17 protein-coding genes are annotated in these 16395 nt (G+C 70.5%); 8 read left to right on the top strand and 9 right to left on the bottom strand.

Annotated features, from left to right (window positions below; genetic code table 11):
• Window positions 1–41: 41 nt before the first annotated feature.
• The 5 genes from AB0I12_RS23915 to hisD form a co-directional block, all read right to left on the bottom strand.
• On the bottom strand, window positions 42–1433 hold the full coding sequence (locus AB0I12_RS23915) for an alkaline phosphatase PhoX (protein WP_359933497.1): 1392 nt from the start codon (window positions 1431–1433) through the stop codon (window positions 42–44).
• Window positions 1434–1525: 92 nt separating this feature from the next.
• Entirely contained in the window at window positions 1526–2167 is a 642-nt protein-coding gene (hisH, locus tag AB0I12_RS23910) for an imidazole glycerol phosphate synthase subunit HisH (protein WP_359933495.1), read from the bottom strand.
• On the bottom strand, window positions 2164–2763 hold the full coding sequence (gene hisB / locus AB0I12_RS23905; protein ID WP_359933493.1) for an imidazoleglycerol-phosphate dehydratase HisB: 600 nt from the start codon (window positions 2761–2763) through the stop codon (window positions 2164–2166). Before hisB ends, hisH begins: the two co-directional genes overlap by 4 nt.
• The gene (locus tag AB0I12_RS23900; RefSeq protein WP_359933491.1) at window positions 2760–3878 is read right to left on the bottom strand and encodes a histidinol-phosphate transaminase; all 1119 of its coding nucleotides are present in this window, start codon (window positions 3876–3878) and stop codon (window positions 2760–2762) included. The genes hisB and AB0I12_RS23900 overlap by 4 nt, the downstream gene beginning before the upstream one ends.
• Entirely contained in the window at window positions 3878–5203 is a 1326-nt protein-coding gene (gene hisD / locus AB0I12_RS23895; protein WP_359933489.1) for a histidinol dehydrogenase, read from the bottom strand. Before hisD ends, AB0I12_RS23900 begins: the two co-directional genes overlap by 1 nt.
• 102 nt (window positions 5204–5305) lie before the next feature.
• Between hisD and AB0I12_RS23890 the strand changes: the two genes are divergently transcribed.
• Genes AB0I12_RS23890 through AB0I12_RS23880 form a run of 3 tightly spaced genes read left to right on the top strand, consistent with a single transcriptional unit; the run spans window position 5306 to window position 6556 of the window.
• A complete protein-coding gene (locus AB0I12_RS23890; RefSeq protein ID WP_355689981.1) occupies window positions 5306–5977 on the top strand; it encodes an LON peptidase substrate-binding domain-containing protein in 672 nt (223 codons plus the stop codon).
• 40 nt (window positions 5978–6017) lie between these two features.
• Window positions 6018–6254 (top strand): YlcI/YnfO family protein, encoded by a 237-nt coding sequence (locus tag AB0I12_RS23885; RefSeq protein WP_359933486.1) that lies wholly within the window; start codon window positions 6018–6020, stop codon window positions 6252–6254.
• The gene (locus AB0I12_RS23880; RefSeq protein WP_359933484.1) at window positions 6254–6556 is read left to right on the top strand and encodes a type II toxin-antitoxin system PemK/MazF family toxin; all 303 of its coding nucleotides are present in this window, start codon (window positions 6254–6256) and stop codon (window positions 6554–6556) included. Before AB0I12_RS23885 ends, AB0I12_RS23880 begins: the two co-directional genes overlap by 1 nt.
• Here AB0I12_RS23880 and ilvD read toward each other — a convergent pair.
• Both ilvD and AB0I12_RS23870 read right to left on the bottom strand, forming a co-directional pair.
• On the bottom strand, window positions 6553–8403 hold the full coding sequence (ilvD, locus tag AB0I12_RS23875; protein ID WP_359933482.1) for a dihydroxy-acid dehydratase: 1851 nt from the start codon (window positions 8401–8403) through the stop codon (window positions 6553–6555). The genes AB0I12_RS23880 and ilvD overlap by 4 nt on opposite strands.
• A 16-nt stretch (window positions 8404–8419) precedes the next feature.
• Complete coding sequence (locus tag AB0I12_RS23870) at window positions 8420–9826, bottom strand: IS110 family transposase (RefSeq protein WP_359933480.1); 1407 nt, start codon at window positions 9824–9826, stop codon at window positions 8420–8422.
• 273 nt (window positions 9827–10099) lie between these two features.
• On the opposite strand from AB0I12_RS23870, the gene AB0I12_RS23865 reads away from it, so the two are divergent.
• The 3 genes from AB0I12_RS23865 (at window position 10100) to AB0I12_RS23855 (ending at window position 13453) form a co-directional block, all read left to right on the top strand.
• Entirely contained in the window at window positions 10100–10957 is an 858-nt protein-coding gene (locus AB0I12_RS23865; RefSeq protein WP_359933478.1) for a helix-turn-helix domain-containing protein, read from the top strand.
• A 10-nt stretch (window positions 10958–10967) separates the two neighbouring features.
• Window positions 10968–12803, top strand: a complete 1836-nt coding sequence (gene recQ, locus AB0I12_RS23860) for a DNA helicase RecQ (protein WP_359933476.1) — start codon at window positions 10968–10970, stop codon at window positions 12801–12803.
• An 80-nt stretch (window positions 12804–12883) separates the two neighbouring features.
• On the top strand, window positions 12884–13453 hold the full coding sequence (locus tag AB0I12_RS23855) for a dihydrofolate reductase family protein (protein ID WP_359933474.1): 570 nt from the start codon (window positions 12884–12886) through the stop codon (window positions 13451–13453).
• Window positions 13454–13473: 20 nt separating this feature from the next.
• Here the strand turns inward: AB0I12_RS23855 and AB0I12_RS23850 are convergent, their stop codons facing one another.
• Entirely contained in the window at window positions 13474–14343 is an 870-nt protein-coding gene (locus tag AB0I12_RS23850; protein ID WP_359933472.1) for a LysR substrate-binding domain-containing protein, read from the bottom strand.
• A gap of 101 nt (window positions 14344–14444) precedes the next feature.
• Between AB0I12_RS23850 and AB0I12_RS23845 the strand changes: the two genes are divergently transcribed.
• Both AB0I12_RS23845 and AB0I12_RS23840 read left to right on the top strand, forming a co-directional pair.
• Window positions 14445–15146 (top strand): SDR family oxidoreductase, encoded by a 702-nt coding sequence (locus AB0I12_RS23845; protein WP_359933470.1) that lies wholly within the window; start codon window positions 14445–14447, stop codon window positions 15144–15146.
• A gap of 10 nt (window positions 15147–15156) precedes the next feature.
• A complete protein-coding gene (locus AB0I12_RS23840; RefSeq protein ID WP_359933468.1) occupies window positions 15157–15918 on the top strand; it encodes an SDR family NAD(P)-dependent oxidoreductase in 762 nt (253 codons plus the stop codon).
• Window position 15919: 1 nt separating this feature from the next.
• On the opposite strand, the gene AB0I12_RS23835 is transcribed toward AB0I12_RS23840, so the two are convergent.
• Complete coding sequence (locus AB0I12_RS23835) at window positions 15920–16291, bottom strand: VOC family protein (RefSeq protein ID WP_359933466.1); 372 nt, start codon at window positions 16289–16291, stop codon at window positions 15920–15922.
• Window positions 16292–16395 lie beyond the last annotated feature (104 nt).

Genomic DNA, 16395 nt, shown 5'->3' with positions numbered 1-16395 from the left:
CAGGCGGCAGGACACAGGTGGGCGGGTGGGGTGGGGGGCAGTTAGCGGCGCCGGCGCCAGGGGCCGGTGATGGCGTACGTGATGCCGGGGTTGTAGACGTTGAAGAACATCGTCCGGCCGTCGGCGGAGAAGCCGACACCGGACAGTTCGCCGTACTCCGGCTCCTCCGGGGTGCCGTTGTTGACCCGGTTGCGGGCGAACTTGAAGACCTCGCCGTCCTCCGTGGTGCCGAGGATGTGCTGCTCGCCGAGGCCGTCCTCGCACATCATCAGCCCGCCGTACGGCGACATCGTGATGTTGTCCGGGGCGTCGAACTCGGGGTCGTCGGAGCCCGGCTTCGGGCGGGTGAAGATCACCTCGAGACGGAGCGTCCGCTTGCGGGGGTCCAGCTTCCAGACCTGGCCGTCGTGGTCGACCTTCGGGCCGAGCTCGGTCCGCGCGAACGACGACACGAAATACACGCAGCGGTCCAGATCGCCCCACCAGCAGCCCTCGAGCTTGTAGCCGCCGGTGATCGGCTTGGCGTAGTCCTGCGCGCGGACCGACTCGGTCTTCGCCAGCGGATCCGGCACCGTCACCCACTGGACGTCGTGGAACTCCGCACCCGCCTCCTGGACCACCGACAGGTCCGGCAGGCCCGGGATGTGCATCGCCTGCAGCTCGCCGCCGGCCCGCAGCGAACCCCAGCCGCCGCGCGGCCGGTTCGGCAGGAAGCGGTAGAAGCCGCCGAGCGGGGCGACGAACGCGTCCTCGGTCTCGTAGACGATCCCGGTCCGCGGGTCGATCGCGACCGCCTCGTGCTGGAAGCGACCCATCGCGGTCAGCGCGAACGGACTGACGTTGCGGCGGTCGTCGTACGGATCGACCTCGAAGATGAAGCCGTGGTCCTTCGTGTAGCCGCTCTGACCGGCCTTCAGCTCGGTCTCCTCGCAGGTCAGCCAGGTACGCCAGGGCGTGGGACCGCCGGAGCAGTTGATCGCCGTACCGCCGAGGCTGACGAACTCCTTGGAGGCCGCGTTGTGCCGGTCGACCGCCAGCGTGCTGGTGCCGCCGGCGGCGGCCGGGTCGTACGTCCGCTCGGCCGGCGCGACGACCTTGATCTTCGAGGTCGGGCTGCACTCGTGATTGCGGACCAGACGAGAGCCGCCGTCGCGGTCCGGGAACACGCCCATACCGTCGAAGCGGCTCGGTGTCGGGAGTCCGTCCGGCCGGACGGTGCCCTCGCGGGACAGGATCTTGTAGCTGAACCCGCGCGGCAGGTCGAGCATGCCGTCCGGGTCCTCGATCAGCGGGCCGTAGCCGATCTTCGGGCCGGACGTACCAAGTGCCGGCTGCGCCGTGTACAGCGCGTCGACCGAACCGGCCACACTGACCGCGACACCTGCCGCGGCCGCACGGCCGACGAACTGACGCCTGGACAAAGAACTGGTCATGGGGCGGTCTCCCTAGCTCGACGACAAGCAGTGGTGACCAGTGAACGTACGGTAAACAACAACCGAACGGCAAGTGAACGCGTGTCACTCATTCACAGCGAGCGGACCCAGTTCTCCAGCAGTGTCGCGCCGGCGTCGCCGGACTTCTCCGGGTGGAACTGGGTGGCCGACAGCGGGCCGTTCTCGACCGCGGCGACGAACCTGTCCCCGCCGTACGTCGTCCAGGTGACGCGCGGCGTGACGGACTCGCGGGTGTCGGTCAGCTCCCAGCTCCGCACGCCGTACGAGTGCACGAAGTAGAACCGCTCCTTCTCCAGCCCGTCGAAGAGCGTCGTGCCGGACGGTACGTCGACCGTGTTCCAGCCCATGTGCGGGACCGGCTCCCCGTCCACCGGCTGGAGGCGCTCGACGGTGCCGGGCCACTGCTCGCAGCCCTCGGTCTCGACGCCGTGCTCGATGCCGCGGGTGAACAGGATCTGCATGCCGACGCAGATCCCGAGCACCGGACGGCCGCCGGTCAGCCGCCGGTCGACCGCGACATCGCCGCGGACCGCCTTCAGCCCGGTCATACACGCTTCGAAGGCGCCGACGCCCGGCACCAGCAGACCGTCCGCGTCGCACGCCGCGTCGAAGTCCGCAGTCACCGTGACGTCCGCGCCGACCCGCCGCAGCGCGCGCTCCCCCGACCGGATGTTGCCCGAGCCGTAGTCCAGAAGCACGACCTTCTTGCTCACAGAGCACCCTTGGTGGACGGGATGCCCGGCTGCCGCGGGTCGAGCTCGGCGGCGGCCCGGAGCGCGCGGGCGAAGGCCTTGAACTGCGCTTCGACAATGTGGTGCGGGTCGCGGCCGGACAGCACCCGGATGTGCACGCAGATCGCGGCGTTGAAGGCCAGCGTCTCGAAGACGTGCTGGGTCAGCGAACCGGCGTAGTCGCCGCCGATGATCGCGTACACCTGCCCGTCCGGCTCGCCGGTGTGCACGCAGTACGGACGGCCGGACAGGTCGACGGTGCAGTGCACCAGCGCCTCGTCCAGCGGCACGGTCGCGTCGCCGAAGCGGCGGATCCCGCGCTTGTCGCCGAGGGCTTCCTTGATTGCCTGCCCGATCCCGATCGCGGTGTCCTCGACCGTGTGGTGCGCGTCGATCTCCAGGTCGCCGACCGTGTTCACGTGCAGGTCCAGCAGCGCGTGCTTGGCGAGCGCGTTGAGCATGTGGTCGTAGAAGCCGACCCCCGTGGAGATGTCCGCCCGGCCCTCGCCGTCGAGGTTCAGCTCGACGAGGACCTTGGACTCGCTCGTCTCCCGATCAATCCGCGCTCTGCGGCTCATGACAACCTTCCTACGTCGCTCTTCACGATGCGCTCCAGCGAGGCGCGGAACGCGGCCATCTCCTCGCCGGTGCCGATCGACACCCGCAGCCAGCCGTCCGGGCCGGTCTCCCGGATCAGGACGCCGTCGTCGAGCAGCGCCTGCCAGACCGCGTGCCGGTCCGCGAACGTGCCGAACAGGACGAAGTTGGCGTCCGAGTCGACGGCGCGCAGCCCGAGCGACCGCAGCCAGTCGACGGTCTCGTCGCGCTCGACGCGCAACTGCTCGACCCGGCCGAGCAGCTCGTCGGAGTGCCGCAGGGCGGCCCGCGCGACCGCCTGGGTCACGGCGGACAAGTGGTACGGCAGCCGGACGATCCGCAGCGCGTCCACGAACTGCTTGCTGGCGGCAAGGTACCCGACCCGGCCGCCGGCCATCGCGAACGCCTTCGACATCGTCCGGGCGACGGCGAGATTCGGGTACGACGGCAGCAGGCTGACCGCGCTCGGCGTCCCGGTGCGGCGGAACTCGGCATACGCCTCGTCGACCACCACGACGGCGCCGTGCGCGGCGGCGTGCGCGACGATCGCCTCGGTCACGTCGATCGGCAGCGCCGTCCCGGTCGGGTTGTTCGGCGAGGCGAGCAGCACGACCGACGGGCGGTGCCGGGAGATCGCGGCGATCGCCTTGCTCCGGTCGAGCGTGAAGTCCTCGGCCCGGCGGCCGGTGACCCAGGCGGTGTTCGTGTCCCGCGCGTATTCCGGGTACATCGAGTAGGTCGGGGCGAACGACAACGCCGTCCGGCCGGGGCCGCCGAACGCCTGCAGGACGTGCAGCATCACCTCGTTGGACCCGTTCGCCGCCCAGAGCTGCTCGGGCTCCAGGTGCGCGCCGGACTCCCGGGCCAGGTACGCCGCGAGGTCCGCGCGCAGGCCGAGGAACTCGCGGTCCGGGTACCGGTTCATGCCGCGGGCGGCCTCGGTCACCGCGGCGGCGATGTCGGCGACGGTCGCCTCGCTCGCCGGATACGGGTTCTCGTTGACGTTCAGCAGCACCGGGACGTCGAGCTGCGGGGCGCCGTACGGCTCGAAGCTCTTGAGCTCCTCGCGGATCGGCAGCCCGTCGAAGCGGCCCATCACTGCTCCTCGGGGAATCGGACGGAGACCGCGGCACCGTGGCCGGGCAGATCCTCGGCGTCGGCGAGCGTGACCACGTGACCGGCGACCTCGCGCAGCGCGTCGCGCGAGTAGTTCACGACGTGCATCGCCTTGAGGAAGCTGCGCACCGACAGGCCGGACGAGTGGCACGCGCAGCCGGCCGTCGGGAGCACGTGGTTCGACCCGGCGCAGTAGTCGCCGAGCGACACCGGAGACCAGCTGCCGACGAAGATCGCGCCTGCGTTGGTGATCAGGCCGGCCCGCTCCTCGGCGTCCGCGGTCTGGATCTCCAGGTGCTCGGCGGCATACGCGTCGACAACCGCGGTGCCCTGCTCGAGGTCGTCGACGAGCACGATCGCGGACTGCTGACCGGACAGCGCCTCGGCGACCCGGTCCCGGTGCCTGGTCTGCGCGACCTGCGGCGGCAGCTCGGCCTCGACCGCCTCGGCGAGCGACTCGCTCGGGGTGACCAGCACGCTGGCCGCCATCGGGTCGTGCTCAGCCTGGCTGATCAGGTCAGCGGCGACGTGCTTGGGGTCAGCGGTCGCATCGGCCAGGACCGCGATCTCGGTCGGTCCGGCCTCGGAGTCGATGCCGACCTCACCGAGCAGGTTGCGCTTGGCGGCGACGACGTAGATGTTGCCCGGGCCCGTGATCAGGTTGACCTTCTTGCAGCCCTCGAAGCCGTACGCGAAACCGGCGATCGCCTGGGCGCCGCCCATCGCATACACCTCCTCGATCCCGAGGAGCGCGCACACCGCGAGCACCGTCGGGTGCGGCAGCCCGCCGAACTCCTTCTGGGGCGGCGAGGCGACGGCGAGCGACGGCACGCCGGCGACCTGGGCCGGTACGACGTTCATCACGACGCTCGACGCCAGCGGCGCGCGGCCGCCGGGCACGTAGAGACCCACGCGCTGGACCGGGACGAACCGCTGCGTCACCCGCCCGCCCGGTGCGGGCTCGGAGGTGACATCGGCGGTGAGCTCGTCCTGACTGACCTCGCGGACGCGGCGGATCGACTCCTCGAAGGCGCTGCGCACCTGCGGGTCGAGCTCCTCCAGCGCGGACTTCAGCGCCGCGGCCGGGACCCGGATGTCCTCGACGCGCACATGGTCGAACTTCTCACCGTAGTCCCGGATCGCCTCGAGGCCGCGATGGCGGACGTCCAGGCAGATGGGTCGGACGACGTCGAGAGCCTTCTCGACGTCGAACACGGCTCGGGGAACGAGGGCATTCACTTCGGCTTGGAGGTCGGAGACCTCTCCGGCCGCCACTCGGCCCCGCAGGTCGACGCGGCGAATCATGGGAGTCAGTCTAGTGGTCACGCCCCGCACCCCCGACGCCATATCCACAGGGCGGCCGGTCACCGGACGTGATCGGGGCCTGCGTCCACTACGCTCGTCGGCATGGACTCCCGCCTGCCGTTGCTCACTGTCGACACGGTGATCTTTCCCGGCCTGGTGGTCTCGATTCCGGTCACCGACGTGCAGGGCCGGGCGGTGGTCCGGGACCTGGTCGAGAACGGCGGCGAACTGATCTGCGGCGCCCTCGCGGTCCGGGACGGGTACGAGCTGGGCGAGCGGGTGTTCCGGTCGCTGTACGGGACGGGCTGCGCGGCGACGATCTCCGAGATCGCGGTGGACGCCGACGACGAGGGCCCGATCGAGGTGACGCTGACCGGGAACCGGCGGTTCAAGGTGACCGAACTGGACGGCACCGGCGACTACCTGGTCGCCGACGTCGAGTGGCTGCCCGACGACCTCGGCGACGACCCGTTGGGGACGGCGACGGTCGCGCTGGAACGCTTCCGCAGGTACGCCGCGGCGGTCAGCGAGATCAGCCGCCCGGGCCTGCACCTCGGCGACCTCCCCGACGATCCGGGCACGCTGTCCTACCTGATGTCGGCCGCGATGAAGCTGATGACACCGGACCGCCAGAAGCTCCTCGAGGCCGAGGACGTCACCACCCGCCTCGCGCAACTCGTCGGCCTGATCGACACCGAGCTCTCCGCCATCGCCGCGCTCCCGTCCCTCCCCGCCACGGACCTGATCAGCTGGTCCGCCCTCTCCCCCAACTGACGCACTACCGGATTGAATCCCGGGGCGGTATGGTTTTGGTATGAGCAAGCAGATCACCGTGCGGTTGCCGGACGAGCTGGTCGACTTCATGGACGAACTGGTCGCCACCGACAAGGCGACCAGCCGGGCGTCCGTGGTCGCCCGGGCGATGGAGCGTGAGCGCCGCCGCGAGCTGGCCGCCCGCGACCTCGCCATCCTGAACGAGTACGGCGACTACCCGGATCTCGAGGGTCTCGCCCCCGCGGCCGCCGGGACCGTGCTCAGCGACCTCGACTGATGCGCCCGATCCACATCGCGCGGCTCGACAAGCCGCGCCCGGTGGTGGTGCTCACCCGCGAACTGATCCGCCCGCGCCTCACCAACGTGACGGTCGCCCCGATCACCAGCACGATCCGCGGCCTGTCCACCGAGGTCCGGGTCGGCCCGGAGAACGGCCTCGACCACGCCAGCGCGATCTCCTGCGACAACATCCAAACCATCCCGAAGTCCCAGCTCGGCCGCCTGATCGGCCACCTCCACCCCGACCAGGAACCAGCCCTGGCCGAGGCAATCAACCTGGCGTTCGACCTGGAGCTCTAGCCCAGCTTGCTGATGTCGCGGACGGCGCCCTTGTCGGCGCTGGTGGCCATGGCGGCGTAGGCGCGGAGGGCTGTGGTGACCTTGCGGTCGCGGGACTTGGGGGCGTAGACGCCGTTCAGGGCGTCGCGGCGGGTGGCCAGTTCGTCGTCGGTGACCAGCAGTTCGATCGAGCGGTTCGGGATGTCGATGCGGATCCGGTCCCCGTCCTCGACCAGGGCGATCGTCCCGCCGGACGCCGCCTCGGGCGAGACGTGGCCGATCGAGAGTCCAGACGTGCCGCCCGAGAAGCGGCCGTCGGTGATCAGGGCGCAGACCTTGCCGAGGCCGCGGCCCTTCAGGTACGAGGTCGGGTACAGCATCTCCTGCATCCCCGGCCCGCCCTTGGGGCCTTCGTACCGGATCACGATGACGTCGCCGGGCTGGATCTGCTTGGCCAGGATCTTCTCGACGGCCTGCTCCTGCGACTCGCACACCACCGCGGGACCCTCGAACGTCCAGATCGACTCGTCCACACCGGCCGTCTTCACCACGCAGCCGTCGACGGCCAGGTTGCCCTTCAGCACGGCCAGGCCGCCGTCCTTGGAGTACGCGTGCTCGCGGTCCCGGATGCACCCGTTCGCGGCGTCGGTGTCCAGCGTCTCCCACCGCTCGGACTGCGAGAACGCCTGCGCGGACCGCTTGCAGCCCGGCGCCGCGTGCCACAACTCGACGGCCTCCGGCGACGGCGAACCGCCGCGCAGGTCCCACGTCTTCAGCCACTCGTCGATCGAGTCGCTGTGCACGGTGGTGACGTTCTGGTTCAGCAGGCCGGCGCGGTGCAGCTCGCCGAGGATGGCGGGGATGCCCCCGGCACGGTGCACGTCCTCCATGTAGTACGTGCCCTGCGGCGCGACGTTCGGCGCGACCTTCGCCAGGCACGGGACGCGGCGCGAGACCGCGTTGATGTCGTCGAGGTCGAAGCCGACCTCGGCCTCCTGCGCGGCCGCCAGCAGGTGCAGGATCGTGTTCGTCGAGCCGCCCATCGCGATGTCCAGCGCCATCGCGTTGCCGAACGCCTCCTTCGACGCGATCGAGCGCGGCAGCACGGTCGCGTCGTCGTTGTCGTAGTAGCGGTGGGCCAGCCCGACGACGGTCTCGCCGGCCTTCTCGTACAGCGCGCGGCGGGCGGTGTGGGTGGCCAGCACCGACCCGTTGCCGGGCAGCGACAGGCCGATCGCCTCGGTCAGGCAGTTCATCGAGTTCGCGGTGAACATGCCGGAACAGGAACCGCAGGTCGGGCAGGCGTTCTCCTCGATCCGCAGGATGTCGGCGTCGGAGACGTTCTCGTTGACGGCCTCGGACATCGCGTCGATCAGGTCGAGCTTGCGGACCGTCCCGTCGACCAGCGTCGCGCGGCCGGCCTCCATCGGGCCGCCGGAGACGAACACGGTCGGGATGTTCAGCCGGAGCGCGGCCATCAGCATGCCCGGGGTGATCTTGTCGCAGTTGGAGATGCAGACCAGCGCGTCCGCGCAGTGCGCCTCGACCATGTACTCGACCGAGTCGGCGATCAGGTCCCGTGACGGCAGGCTGTAGAGCATGCCGCCGTGGCCCATCGCGATCCCGTCGTCGACGGCGATCGTGTTGAACTCGCGCGCGATCCCGCCGGCCGCGTGGATCGCCTCGGAGACGATCCGGCCGACCGGGGCCAGGTGGGTGTGACCGGGCACGAACTCGGTGAAGCTGTTCGCCACCGCGATGATCGGCTTCCCGAAGTCCTCGCGGGCTACCCCAGAGGCCTGCATGAGCGCGCGAGCGCCCGCCATGTTGCGGCCGTGGGTGACAGTGCGGGACCTCAGAGCAGGCACGACGAACATCTCCTAGCTAGGTGTGGCGTATCTCCTGATAGTGCCACGCCCGTCCGAATGACGGTATGCGGGTCCCGGATTCTGGAGCCGCGGTTTCTGAGTTCCTAAGGGATGTCAAGCCACTTGGTGGGTCGTAGGGTTGGTGTTGGCGGGTCGGGATGTTGGAGCGCTTGGCGACTCCTGTGGCTCCCGGCCCGTTCTTGCTTTGTGTCGCTTGGACACGCGGGTGTGGGCGGCTTTGTCGCGGGTTTTGGGGTCGATCTTGTGGTGCTCGCGGACGAGTGGTGGCGATGTGGCAGATCGCGGAGTCGTGGTGCCGTTCGGTGGCCATCAGCCGGGCGTATTTCGCGGCGAGTTGGGGATCGGTTCTGCGGGCTTGGTCGGCGGCGGTGAACAGGGCTTCGCGCAGTAGCGGGTCGCCGGCCTTGGTGAGGCCGTGCTGGTGGTGGGACTGTCCGGACTGGGCGACTTTCGGGACGAGGCCGGAGTAGGCACGGATCGCGGCCAGGCTGGTGAACCGGTGCGGGTCGCCGATCCGGCCGGTGATGATGGCGGAGGTGACCGGGCCGACGCCGGGTGCGGAGGCGATGACGGCGGTGGGGTCGGCCTCGGCGTAGAGGTTCGCGATTCGTTCGTCGAGGTCGTCGATCTGGTCGGTCAGGACCTGGGCCTGTTCGGCCTCGACCGCGATATCGGCGGCCAGTTCGGCGAAGTCGATCCCGGTTTCGGTGTCGGTGCCCCACAGCTGCAGGGACTGTTTCGCGGCGGTGAGCAGTGCCCGGGCGTGGTCGTCGCGCCAGGCGCCGCGCGAGTGCCGGATCAGGAACCGGGTCAGCCGGGCCTGCCCGAGCCGCACCAGCGCGTGCGGGTCGGCGTAGCGGGCCAGCACCGCCAGCGCGGCCTTGCCGTAGTTCGAGCCGAGCGCCTCGTACCAGGCCGGGCCGAGCAGCTCGAGCTGGGCGTCGAGGCGCTGGAACACCGCGGTACGGCGTTTCACGATCGAGGACCGGATCTTCACGATCCGGCGCAGCGGTTCGGCCGGCCCGTTGCTGGTGTGCTCACGCAGCCCTTCAGGGTGCAGCAGCGGCAGCCGGGCGAGCAGCTTGGAGTCCAGGTGGTCGTTCTTGGTGTGCTTGGAGTAGTACGCCCGCAGATCGGCCGACTGCGTGGTCGGCACCATGCTCACCTTCGCGCCGCGGCGGCGCAGCCATGACGCCAGCGGTGCCCAGGCGTTCCGGGTGGGCTCGAGCACCACCCGCACCGTGTCGCCCTCGGCCAGACCGAGCGCGGCCCACAGCGCCTCCAGCTCGGCCGGCCGGGTGAAGAACTTCCGCCCGGTCCACACAAACGTCCCGTCCGGGCGGGCCAGCGAGGCCTGATGAGCGGCACGACAGGCGACATCGATACCCAAGGTCAGTTCCACACGCGTCCCTTCCAACATCACCGGATCCCAACACCACACACACCAGGCCCGATTCGACGACGGCACAGCCCAGACATTCCACAAGCAGGAGTCCGACCCACCCCGCGGCGAGCAGCTCCAAGTTCCCGAACAGGAACACCGGCCGAACACAGACCGGCCCCGCGGACGACCACTCAGAACTCAGGAATCACCAAAGCGTTCCGGTCGGTGGTTCGGCCACCCGCGGGGCACACACACAACCTAAATGTCGGTGGACGGTCCTAGCCTGGACGCATGGCAGGACTGGGCCATCACACCCGCGCGGCGCACCCCGCGCTGCGCCCCTTCGTGCCTGACATCACCGGCTATGCGTACGCCGGTGATCCCCCGGCGCTGCACCGCGGCCTGCCCTCGCGCCACCTGACGCTCGTCATCACCCTCGACGAGCCCCTCGGCGTCGCGTGGCCGGGCGGCCCGGTGGACAAGTACGACGCACTCGTCGGAGGACTGCACTCGCGGGCGGTCCACATCGGTCAGACACCGAGCCGCGCCGGCGTACAGGTCTCGCTCACTCCCCCGGCCGCCCGAGCGCTCCTCGGACTGCCGCCGGGCGCCCTCGCGTCGACGGTGTTCGGCCTGGACGAGGTCCTCGGCCGGCCCGCGCGCGAGCTGACCGAGCAGCTGCGCGAGGCGCCGACTTGGGAGACACGCTTCGACCTGCTCGAGGCCCTGCTGCTGCGGCAACTCGACGGGAGCCGTCCCGGTGCTGTGCGGCCCGAGCTCGGCTGGGCCTGGCAGCGACTGTGCGGCGCGAGCGGCTCGGTCGGGGTCCAGGAGCTGGCGACCGAGGTCGGGTGGAGCCGGCGGCATCTCACCGATCGGTTCACGTCGGAGTTCGGTCTGCCGCCGAAGGTCGCGGCCCGCGTGCTGCGGTTCGAGCGCGTCACCGAACAACTACGCCGGCAGCCGCGGATCCGGCTGGCCGAGCTGTCGGCCGCCGCCGGGTATGCCGACCAGGCACATCTGACCAGGGAGTTCCGAGCGATCGCGGGCTGTTCACCGCGGCAGTGGATCCGTGAGGAACTCCCCGACCTGTCCGGTAATCCACAGGTATCGGCGATCGCGCCAGCATCGTCGGCGCGATCTCACTAGACTCGCCGGGGTGAGTGAGACGACCGAGCTGCCCGATTCCGAAGCCCTCCAGGTCCTCCGGCGGGTGTTCGGGTACGACGCCTTCCGCGGCGAGCAGGGCGACATCATCGACACCGTCGTCGCAGGCGGCGACGCGCTGGTGCTGATGCCGACCGGCGGCGGCAAATCGCTGTGCTACCAGATCCCGTCGCTGGTGCGATCCGGCGTCGGCGTGGTCATCTCGCCGCTGATCGCGTTGATGCAGGACCAGGTGGACGCGCTCACCGCGCTCGGCGTCCGGGCGGGATTCCTCAACTCCACGCAGGACTTCGAGCAGCGGCGCGAGGTCGAGCAGGCGTTCCTGGCCGGCGAGCTCGACCTGCTGTACCTGGCGCCCGAGCGGCTCCGGGTGGAAGCGACCGTGCGGCTGCTCGACCAGGGCAAGATCGCGCTCTTCGCGATCGACGAGGCGCACTGCGTGTCGCAGTGGGGCCACGACTTCCGGCCCGACTACCTGATGCTGTCCGAGCTGCACGAGCGCTGGCCCGACGTGCCGCGGATCGCGCTCACCGCGACGGCGACCGAGGCGACCCACCAGGAGATCGCGACCCGGCTGAAGCTCGGCGACGCGAAGCACTTCGTCGCGAGCTTCGACCGGCCGAACATCCAGTACCGGATCGTCCCGAAGGACAATCCGCAACGGCAGCTGCTCGATCTGCTGCGCACCGAGCACGCCGGCGACGCGGGCATCGTGTACTGCCTGTCCCGCAACAGCGTCGAGAAGACCGCGGCCTTCCTGACCCAGAACGGGATCGAGGCCCTGCCGTACCACGCCGGCCTGGACAGCCGGACCCGCGCCGCGAACCAGGCCCGGTTCCTGCGCGAGGACGGGCTGGTCGTGGTGGCGACGATCGCGTTCGGCATGGGGATCGACAAGCCGGACGTCCGCTTCGTCGCGCACCTCGACCTGCCGAAGTCGGTCGAGGGCTACTACCAGGAGACCGGCCGCGCGGGGCGTGACGGCCTGCCGTCCACCGCCTGGCTGGCGTACGGGCTGCAGGACGTCGTCCAGCAGCGGAAGATGATCGACACGTCCGAGGGCGACCTCGCGCACCGGCGGCGGCTGAGCGCGCACCTCGACGCGATGCTCGCGCTGTGCGAGACGGTGCAGTGCCGGCGCTCGCAACTCCTGGCGTACTTCGGCCAGCAGGGCGACGCGTGCGGGAACTGCGACACCTGCCTGACGCCGCCGGAGTCCTGGGACGGCACGATCGCGGCGCAGAAGCTGCTCTCGACGGTGTTCCGGCTGCAGCACGAGCGCGGGCAGAAGTTCGGCGCCGGGCAGCTGATCGACATCCTGCTCGGCAAGGAGACCGACAAGGTCAAGCAGTTCCGGCACGACCAGCTGACCGTGTTCGGGATCGGCACCGAGCTGACGGACACCGAGTGGCGCGGCGTGATCCGCCAGTGCCTCGCGCTGCGGTTGCTCGCGGTCGAGGGCGACTACGGCACGCTCGTGCTCACCGAGGACAGCGGCGAGGTGCTCGGCCGGCGGCGCGAGGTGATGATGCGCCGCGAGCCCGAGCGGGTGCGTTCCAGGAGCAGGTCGTCCAGCGGCAAGAAGGCGGCCGCCGCCGATCTCGCGCCCGAGGCGGCGCCGGTGTTCGAGCGGTTGCGCGCGTGGCGGGCGGCGGTGGCCAAGGAGCAGGGCGTCCCGGCGTACGTGATCTTCCACGACGCGACGCTGCGGCAGATCGCCACCGACCGGCCGACGTCGCTGGCCGAGCTGGGCACGATCAGCGGCATCGGCGAGAACAAGCTGACCAAGTACGGCGACGGCGTCCTGGAGACGCTCGCCGCGGAATGATGTCGAATCGGCGGTAGCGTCTTCGACGCGAAGGCACAGGGCGCGGACCGACCGCGCCACCGGAGCGAGGGAGCACGCTCATGTCTTCATCCGTGCTGTTGATGTCGATGTCGGCCGACGGCTACATCGCGGGACCGGACGACCGGCCCGGCAACCCCGGCGGCGACGACTTCATGCGGTTGCACGAGTGGTACCTGGACGACGCCGGCGAGGTCGGTCGCCCGGACGGCGAGGCCGGCGAGATCTGGGACGAGCTGAACGCCACCGGCGCGGTCCTGGTCGGCCGCCGTACGGCGGAGCAGGTCGACTACTACGGCGGGCACCACCACGGGGTACCGATCTTCGTCGTCAGCCACGACCCGACACCGGTCGACTACGAGAACGTCCACGTCGTCGGCGACATCGAGACCGCGATGGCGCAGGCGAAGGCGGCCGCCGGCGACAAGGACGTGCTGGTCCACGGTGCGGTCACCGCGCAGCAGGCGCTGGCGGCCGGCGTCCTCGACGAGTTGCAGCTCAGCCAGGTGCCGGTCCTGTTCGGCAGCGGTCTGCGGCTGTTCGACGTCCTCCCGCACCGCGTCGAGCTCGAGGTCGTCCGCGTGATCGACACACCCCGCGCGACGCACATCCGCTACCGGGTCCTCAACTGAGCAACGGCTGAGGACACCGCCTAGTGCGTCCAAGTGACCGTTGGAGCAAGGCCGGCGAAGTCCTGGAGCAGGCGGGAGCGGCGGGTGGCGATCCAGGCCAGGGCGACGGTGTTCGGCGCGAGGTTGTCGACGGGGACCGTGACGACGTCGGGGCGCTGGTAGAAGGTGGCGACGGACAGCGGGACGATCGAGACACCGCGGCCGGCGGCGACGTGCTCGAGCTTCTCCTCGACGCTGTGCAGCACGGGGATCGGTTTCGCCGTCCGGGTCCGGAGCTCGACGGCGATGTCGCGCCACTCCGGTACGGCGTCGGGGTCCTGCAGGAGATGCTCGTCGGCGAGATCGGTGATGTCGATGACGGGCTTCCCGGCGAGGCGGTGGCCGGCCGGCAGCGTCGCGACCCGGGGCTCCTCGAAGAGCGGGCGGACGGTGAGGCCGGCCTGGTCGATCGGCAGCCGGACGATGCTCACGTCCACCTGGCCGTCGTGCAGTACGTCGACCTGATCGTCCCACGTGGTGCGGATCAGCTCGATCTCGAGCTCCGGATGCGTCGCGCCGAACGCGCGAACCGCCTCGGTCACGGTCAGGCCCGGCATGAAGCCGATCGTGAACGTCGTCGAGCCGCGCGCGGCCCGGGCCACCCGGCGCCGCGTGGCGTCGGCGGCGGCGAGCAGCGGCCGCGCGTCGTCGAGCAACTGGCGACCGGCCGCGGTCAGTTCGGTCGATCGCCGGGTGCGGGCGAACAGCTGGGCCCGGAGCTCGTCCTCGAGGGCCCGGATCTGCCGGGACAGCACGGGCTGCGCGATGTGCAGCCGCTCGGCCGCGCGGCCGAAGTGCAGTTCCTCGGCGACGGCGACGAAGTACCGCAGCTTGCGGAGATCGAGATCCATAATACCTTCAGGGTATTACAGAGAGCGGAACAGGTCTTGGACGGCGGCGCCCCGGCCGCCGCATCGTGGAAGCGAGATTCCCCACCACGAAAGGCAGTTCCGTGACTCTGCAGGACCACCGCGTCGTCCTTCTCGGCGGTACGTCGGGCATCGGCCTGGCCACCGCACAGCTGGCCGCCGCCCAGGGCGCGACCGTGATCGTTGCCTCGAGCAACCCCGAGTCCGTGAAGGCGGCGCTCGGCGCGCTGCCCGCGTCGGCCGCCGGCGAAGCGGTCGACCTCACCGACCCCGCCGCCGTCCGGGCGTTCTTCGCCGGTCTCGATCCGTTCGACCACCTCGTCTACACCGCCGGCGAGGCGCTGACCTTCCTCGAGGCCGGCTCGATGGACCTGGCGCAAGCGCGGCAGGCCTTCGAGCTGCGGTACTTCGGTGCGCTCGGTGCCGTGAGCGCCGCCGTACCGAAGCTCCGCGCGGGCGGCTCGGTCGTCCTCACGACCGGCGCCGCCGGCGACCGCCCGGGCCCCGGCTGGTCGGTCGCCGCGAGCATCTGCGGCGCGATGGACTCCCTGACCCGCGCCCTCGCCGTCGAGCTCGCCCCGCTCCGCGTCAACGCCGTCAAGCCCGGCGTTGTCCGGACGCCGATGTGGCGCGGCGGCATCGACTACGACGAGGCCGCGCAACACCTCCCGGTCGGGCGCGTCGGGGAGCCGGAGGACATTGCGGCGGCCTACGTCTACCTGATGAACCAGCCTTACGCCACCGGCTCGATCGTCTCCGTCGACGGCGGCCACGTCCTGGTGTGAGACTCCAGTCGTGACACGCATCCTGATCACCGGTTCGGCCGACGGCCTCGGGCAGTTGGTCGCGCGGGAACTCGTCGCCCAGGGCCACGACGTCGTGCTCCACGCCCGCAACGAACGGCGCGCCGACGACGCGCTCCGGGCGGTGCCGGAGGCGACGGCGGTGCTCGTGGGCGATCTCGCGAGTATCGACCAGACGCGGGACCTGGCGGCCCAGGCGAATGCGTCCGGGCGGTTCGACGTGGTCGTGCACAACGCGGCCGTCGGGTACCAGGAGCCGCGGATCGAGACGGTCGACGGTCTCGAGCACGTGTTCGCGATCAACGCGCTGGCGCCGTACCTGTTGACCGCGTTGATCGAACGCCCCCATCGCCTGATCTACCTCAGCTCCGGCATGCACGAAGGCGGTGACGTCGCCCTCGACGACCTGCAGTGGGTACGGCGCCGGTGGCGTGGAGCGCAGGCGTACTCGGACTCCAAGCTGCACGACGTCCTGCTGGCGTTCGCGGTCGCCCGGCTCTGGCCGGACGTGCTGTCGAACGCGGTGGACCCCGGCTGGGTCCCGACGAAGATGGGCGGACGCGGTGCGCCTGGTGATCTCGGCCAGGCGCACCTGACGCAGGTCTGGCTGGCCACCGCGCCGGAGACCGGAAGCGGCAGGTATTACTACCACCGGCGACCGCACCGGACTCATCCGGCCGCTTCGGACCGCGAGACGCAGGACGCCTTTCTGGACGCCTGCGCCTCGCTCACCGGCGTACGACTGCCCCGCTGACTCAGGCCTGCGAGATGTAGAGGCGGTTGCCGTCCGGGTCGTGCAGGCTGAACATCGGGGGTACGCCGGGCCACTCGAGCAACTCGTCGGTGTCGACGCCGCTGGCGAGGAAGTGCTGGTGCGCCCCCTTCGCGTCCGGGCTGGCCATCCGGATCCCGGTGTCGACGCCCGCCGGGTTGCCCTCGCTCGCGGGGACCAGCGCGATGCTCGCCGACGAGCCGGTCGGGGCGACGACGATCCACCGGCCGCCGAGCTGCGGCAACGGCGCGTCCATCAGCACCTCGAAGCCGAGCGCGCCGGTGTAGAACGCCAGCGCGCGGTCCTGGTCGGTCACCGGTACGCCGACGGTCCGGATCTCGCTGATGTGGGTCATGGTCCTTCTCCTTCGTGACGAGGTGCTTTCACCCAGGAGGTAGAACCCGATCCGCCGTTTTCGACATCAGCCACGAAGAAAGCCCCGGACAATTCTGTCCGGGG

Source organism: Kribbella sp. NPDC050459 (assembly GCF_040655315.1).
Lineage (GTDB): Bacteria > Actinomycetota > Actinomycetes > Propionibacteriales > Kribbellaceae > Kribbella.
This window is presented reverse-complemented; position numbering and strand designations above follow the sequence as displayed.

Coding starts and splice junctions, on each gene's coding strand:
- AB0I12_RS23915 (WP_359933497.1), bottom strand. CDS start 1,433: ATGACCAGTTCTTTGTCCAGGCGTCAGTTCGTCGGCCGTGCGGCCGCG.
- hisB (WP_359933493.1), bottom strand. CDS start 2,763: ATGAGCCGCAGAGCGCGGATTGATCGGGAGACGAGCGAGTCCAAGGTC.
- AB0I12_RS23900 (WP_359933491.1), bottom strand. CDS start 3,878: ATGGGCCGCTTCGACGGGCTGCCGATCCGCGAGGAGCTCAAGAGCTTC.
- hisD (WP_359933489.1), bottom strand. CDS start 5,203: ATGATTCGCCGCGTCGACCTGCGGGGCCGAGTGGCGGCCGGAGAGGTC.
- AB0I12_RS23890 (WP_355689981.1), top strand. CDS start 5,306: ATGGACTCCCGCCTGCCGTTGCTCACTGTCGACACGGTGATCTTTCCC.
- AB0I12_RS23885 (WP_359933486.1), top strand. CDS start 6,018: ATGAGCAAGCAGATCACCGTGCGGTTGCCGGACGAGCTGGTCGACTTC.
- AB0I12_RS23880 (WP_359933484.1), top strand. CDS start 6,254: ATGCGCCCGATCCACATCGCGCGGCTCGACAAGCCGCGCCCGGTGGTG.
- AB0I12_RS23865 (WP_359933478.1), top strand. CDS start 10,100: ATGGCAGGACTGGGCCATCACACCCGCGCGGCGCACCCCGCGCTGCGC.
- AB0I12_RS23855 (WP_359933474.1), top strand. CDS start 12,884: ATGTCTTCATCCGTGCTGTTGATGTCGATGTCGGCCGACGGCTACATC.
- AB0I12_RS23850 (WP_359933472.1), bottom strand. CDS start 14,343: ATGGATCTCGATCTCCGCAAGCTGCGGTACTTCGTCGCCGTCGCCGAG.
- AB0I12_RS23835 (WP_359933466.1), bottom strand. CDS start 16,291: ATGACCCACATCAGCGAGATCCGGACCGTCGGCGTACCGGTGACCGAC.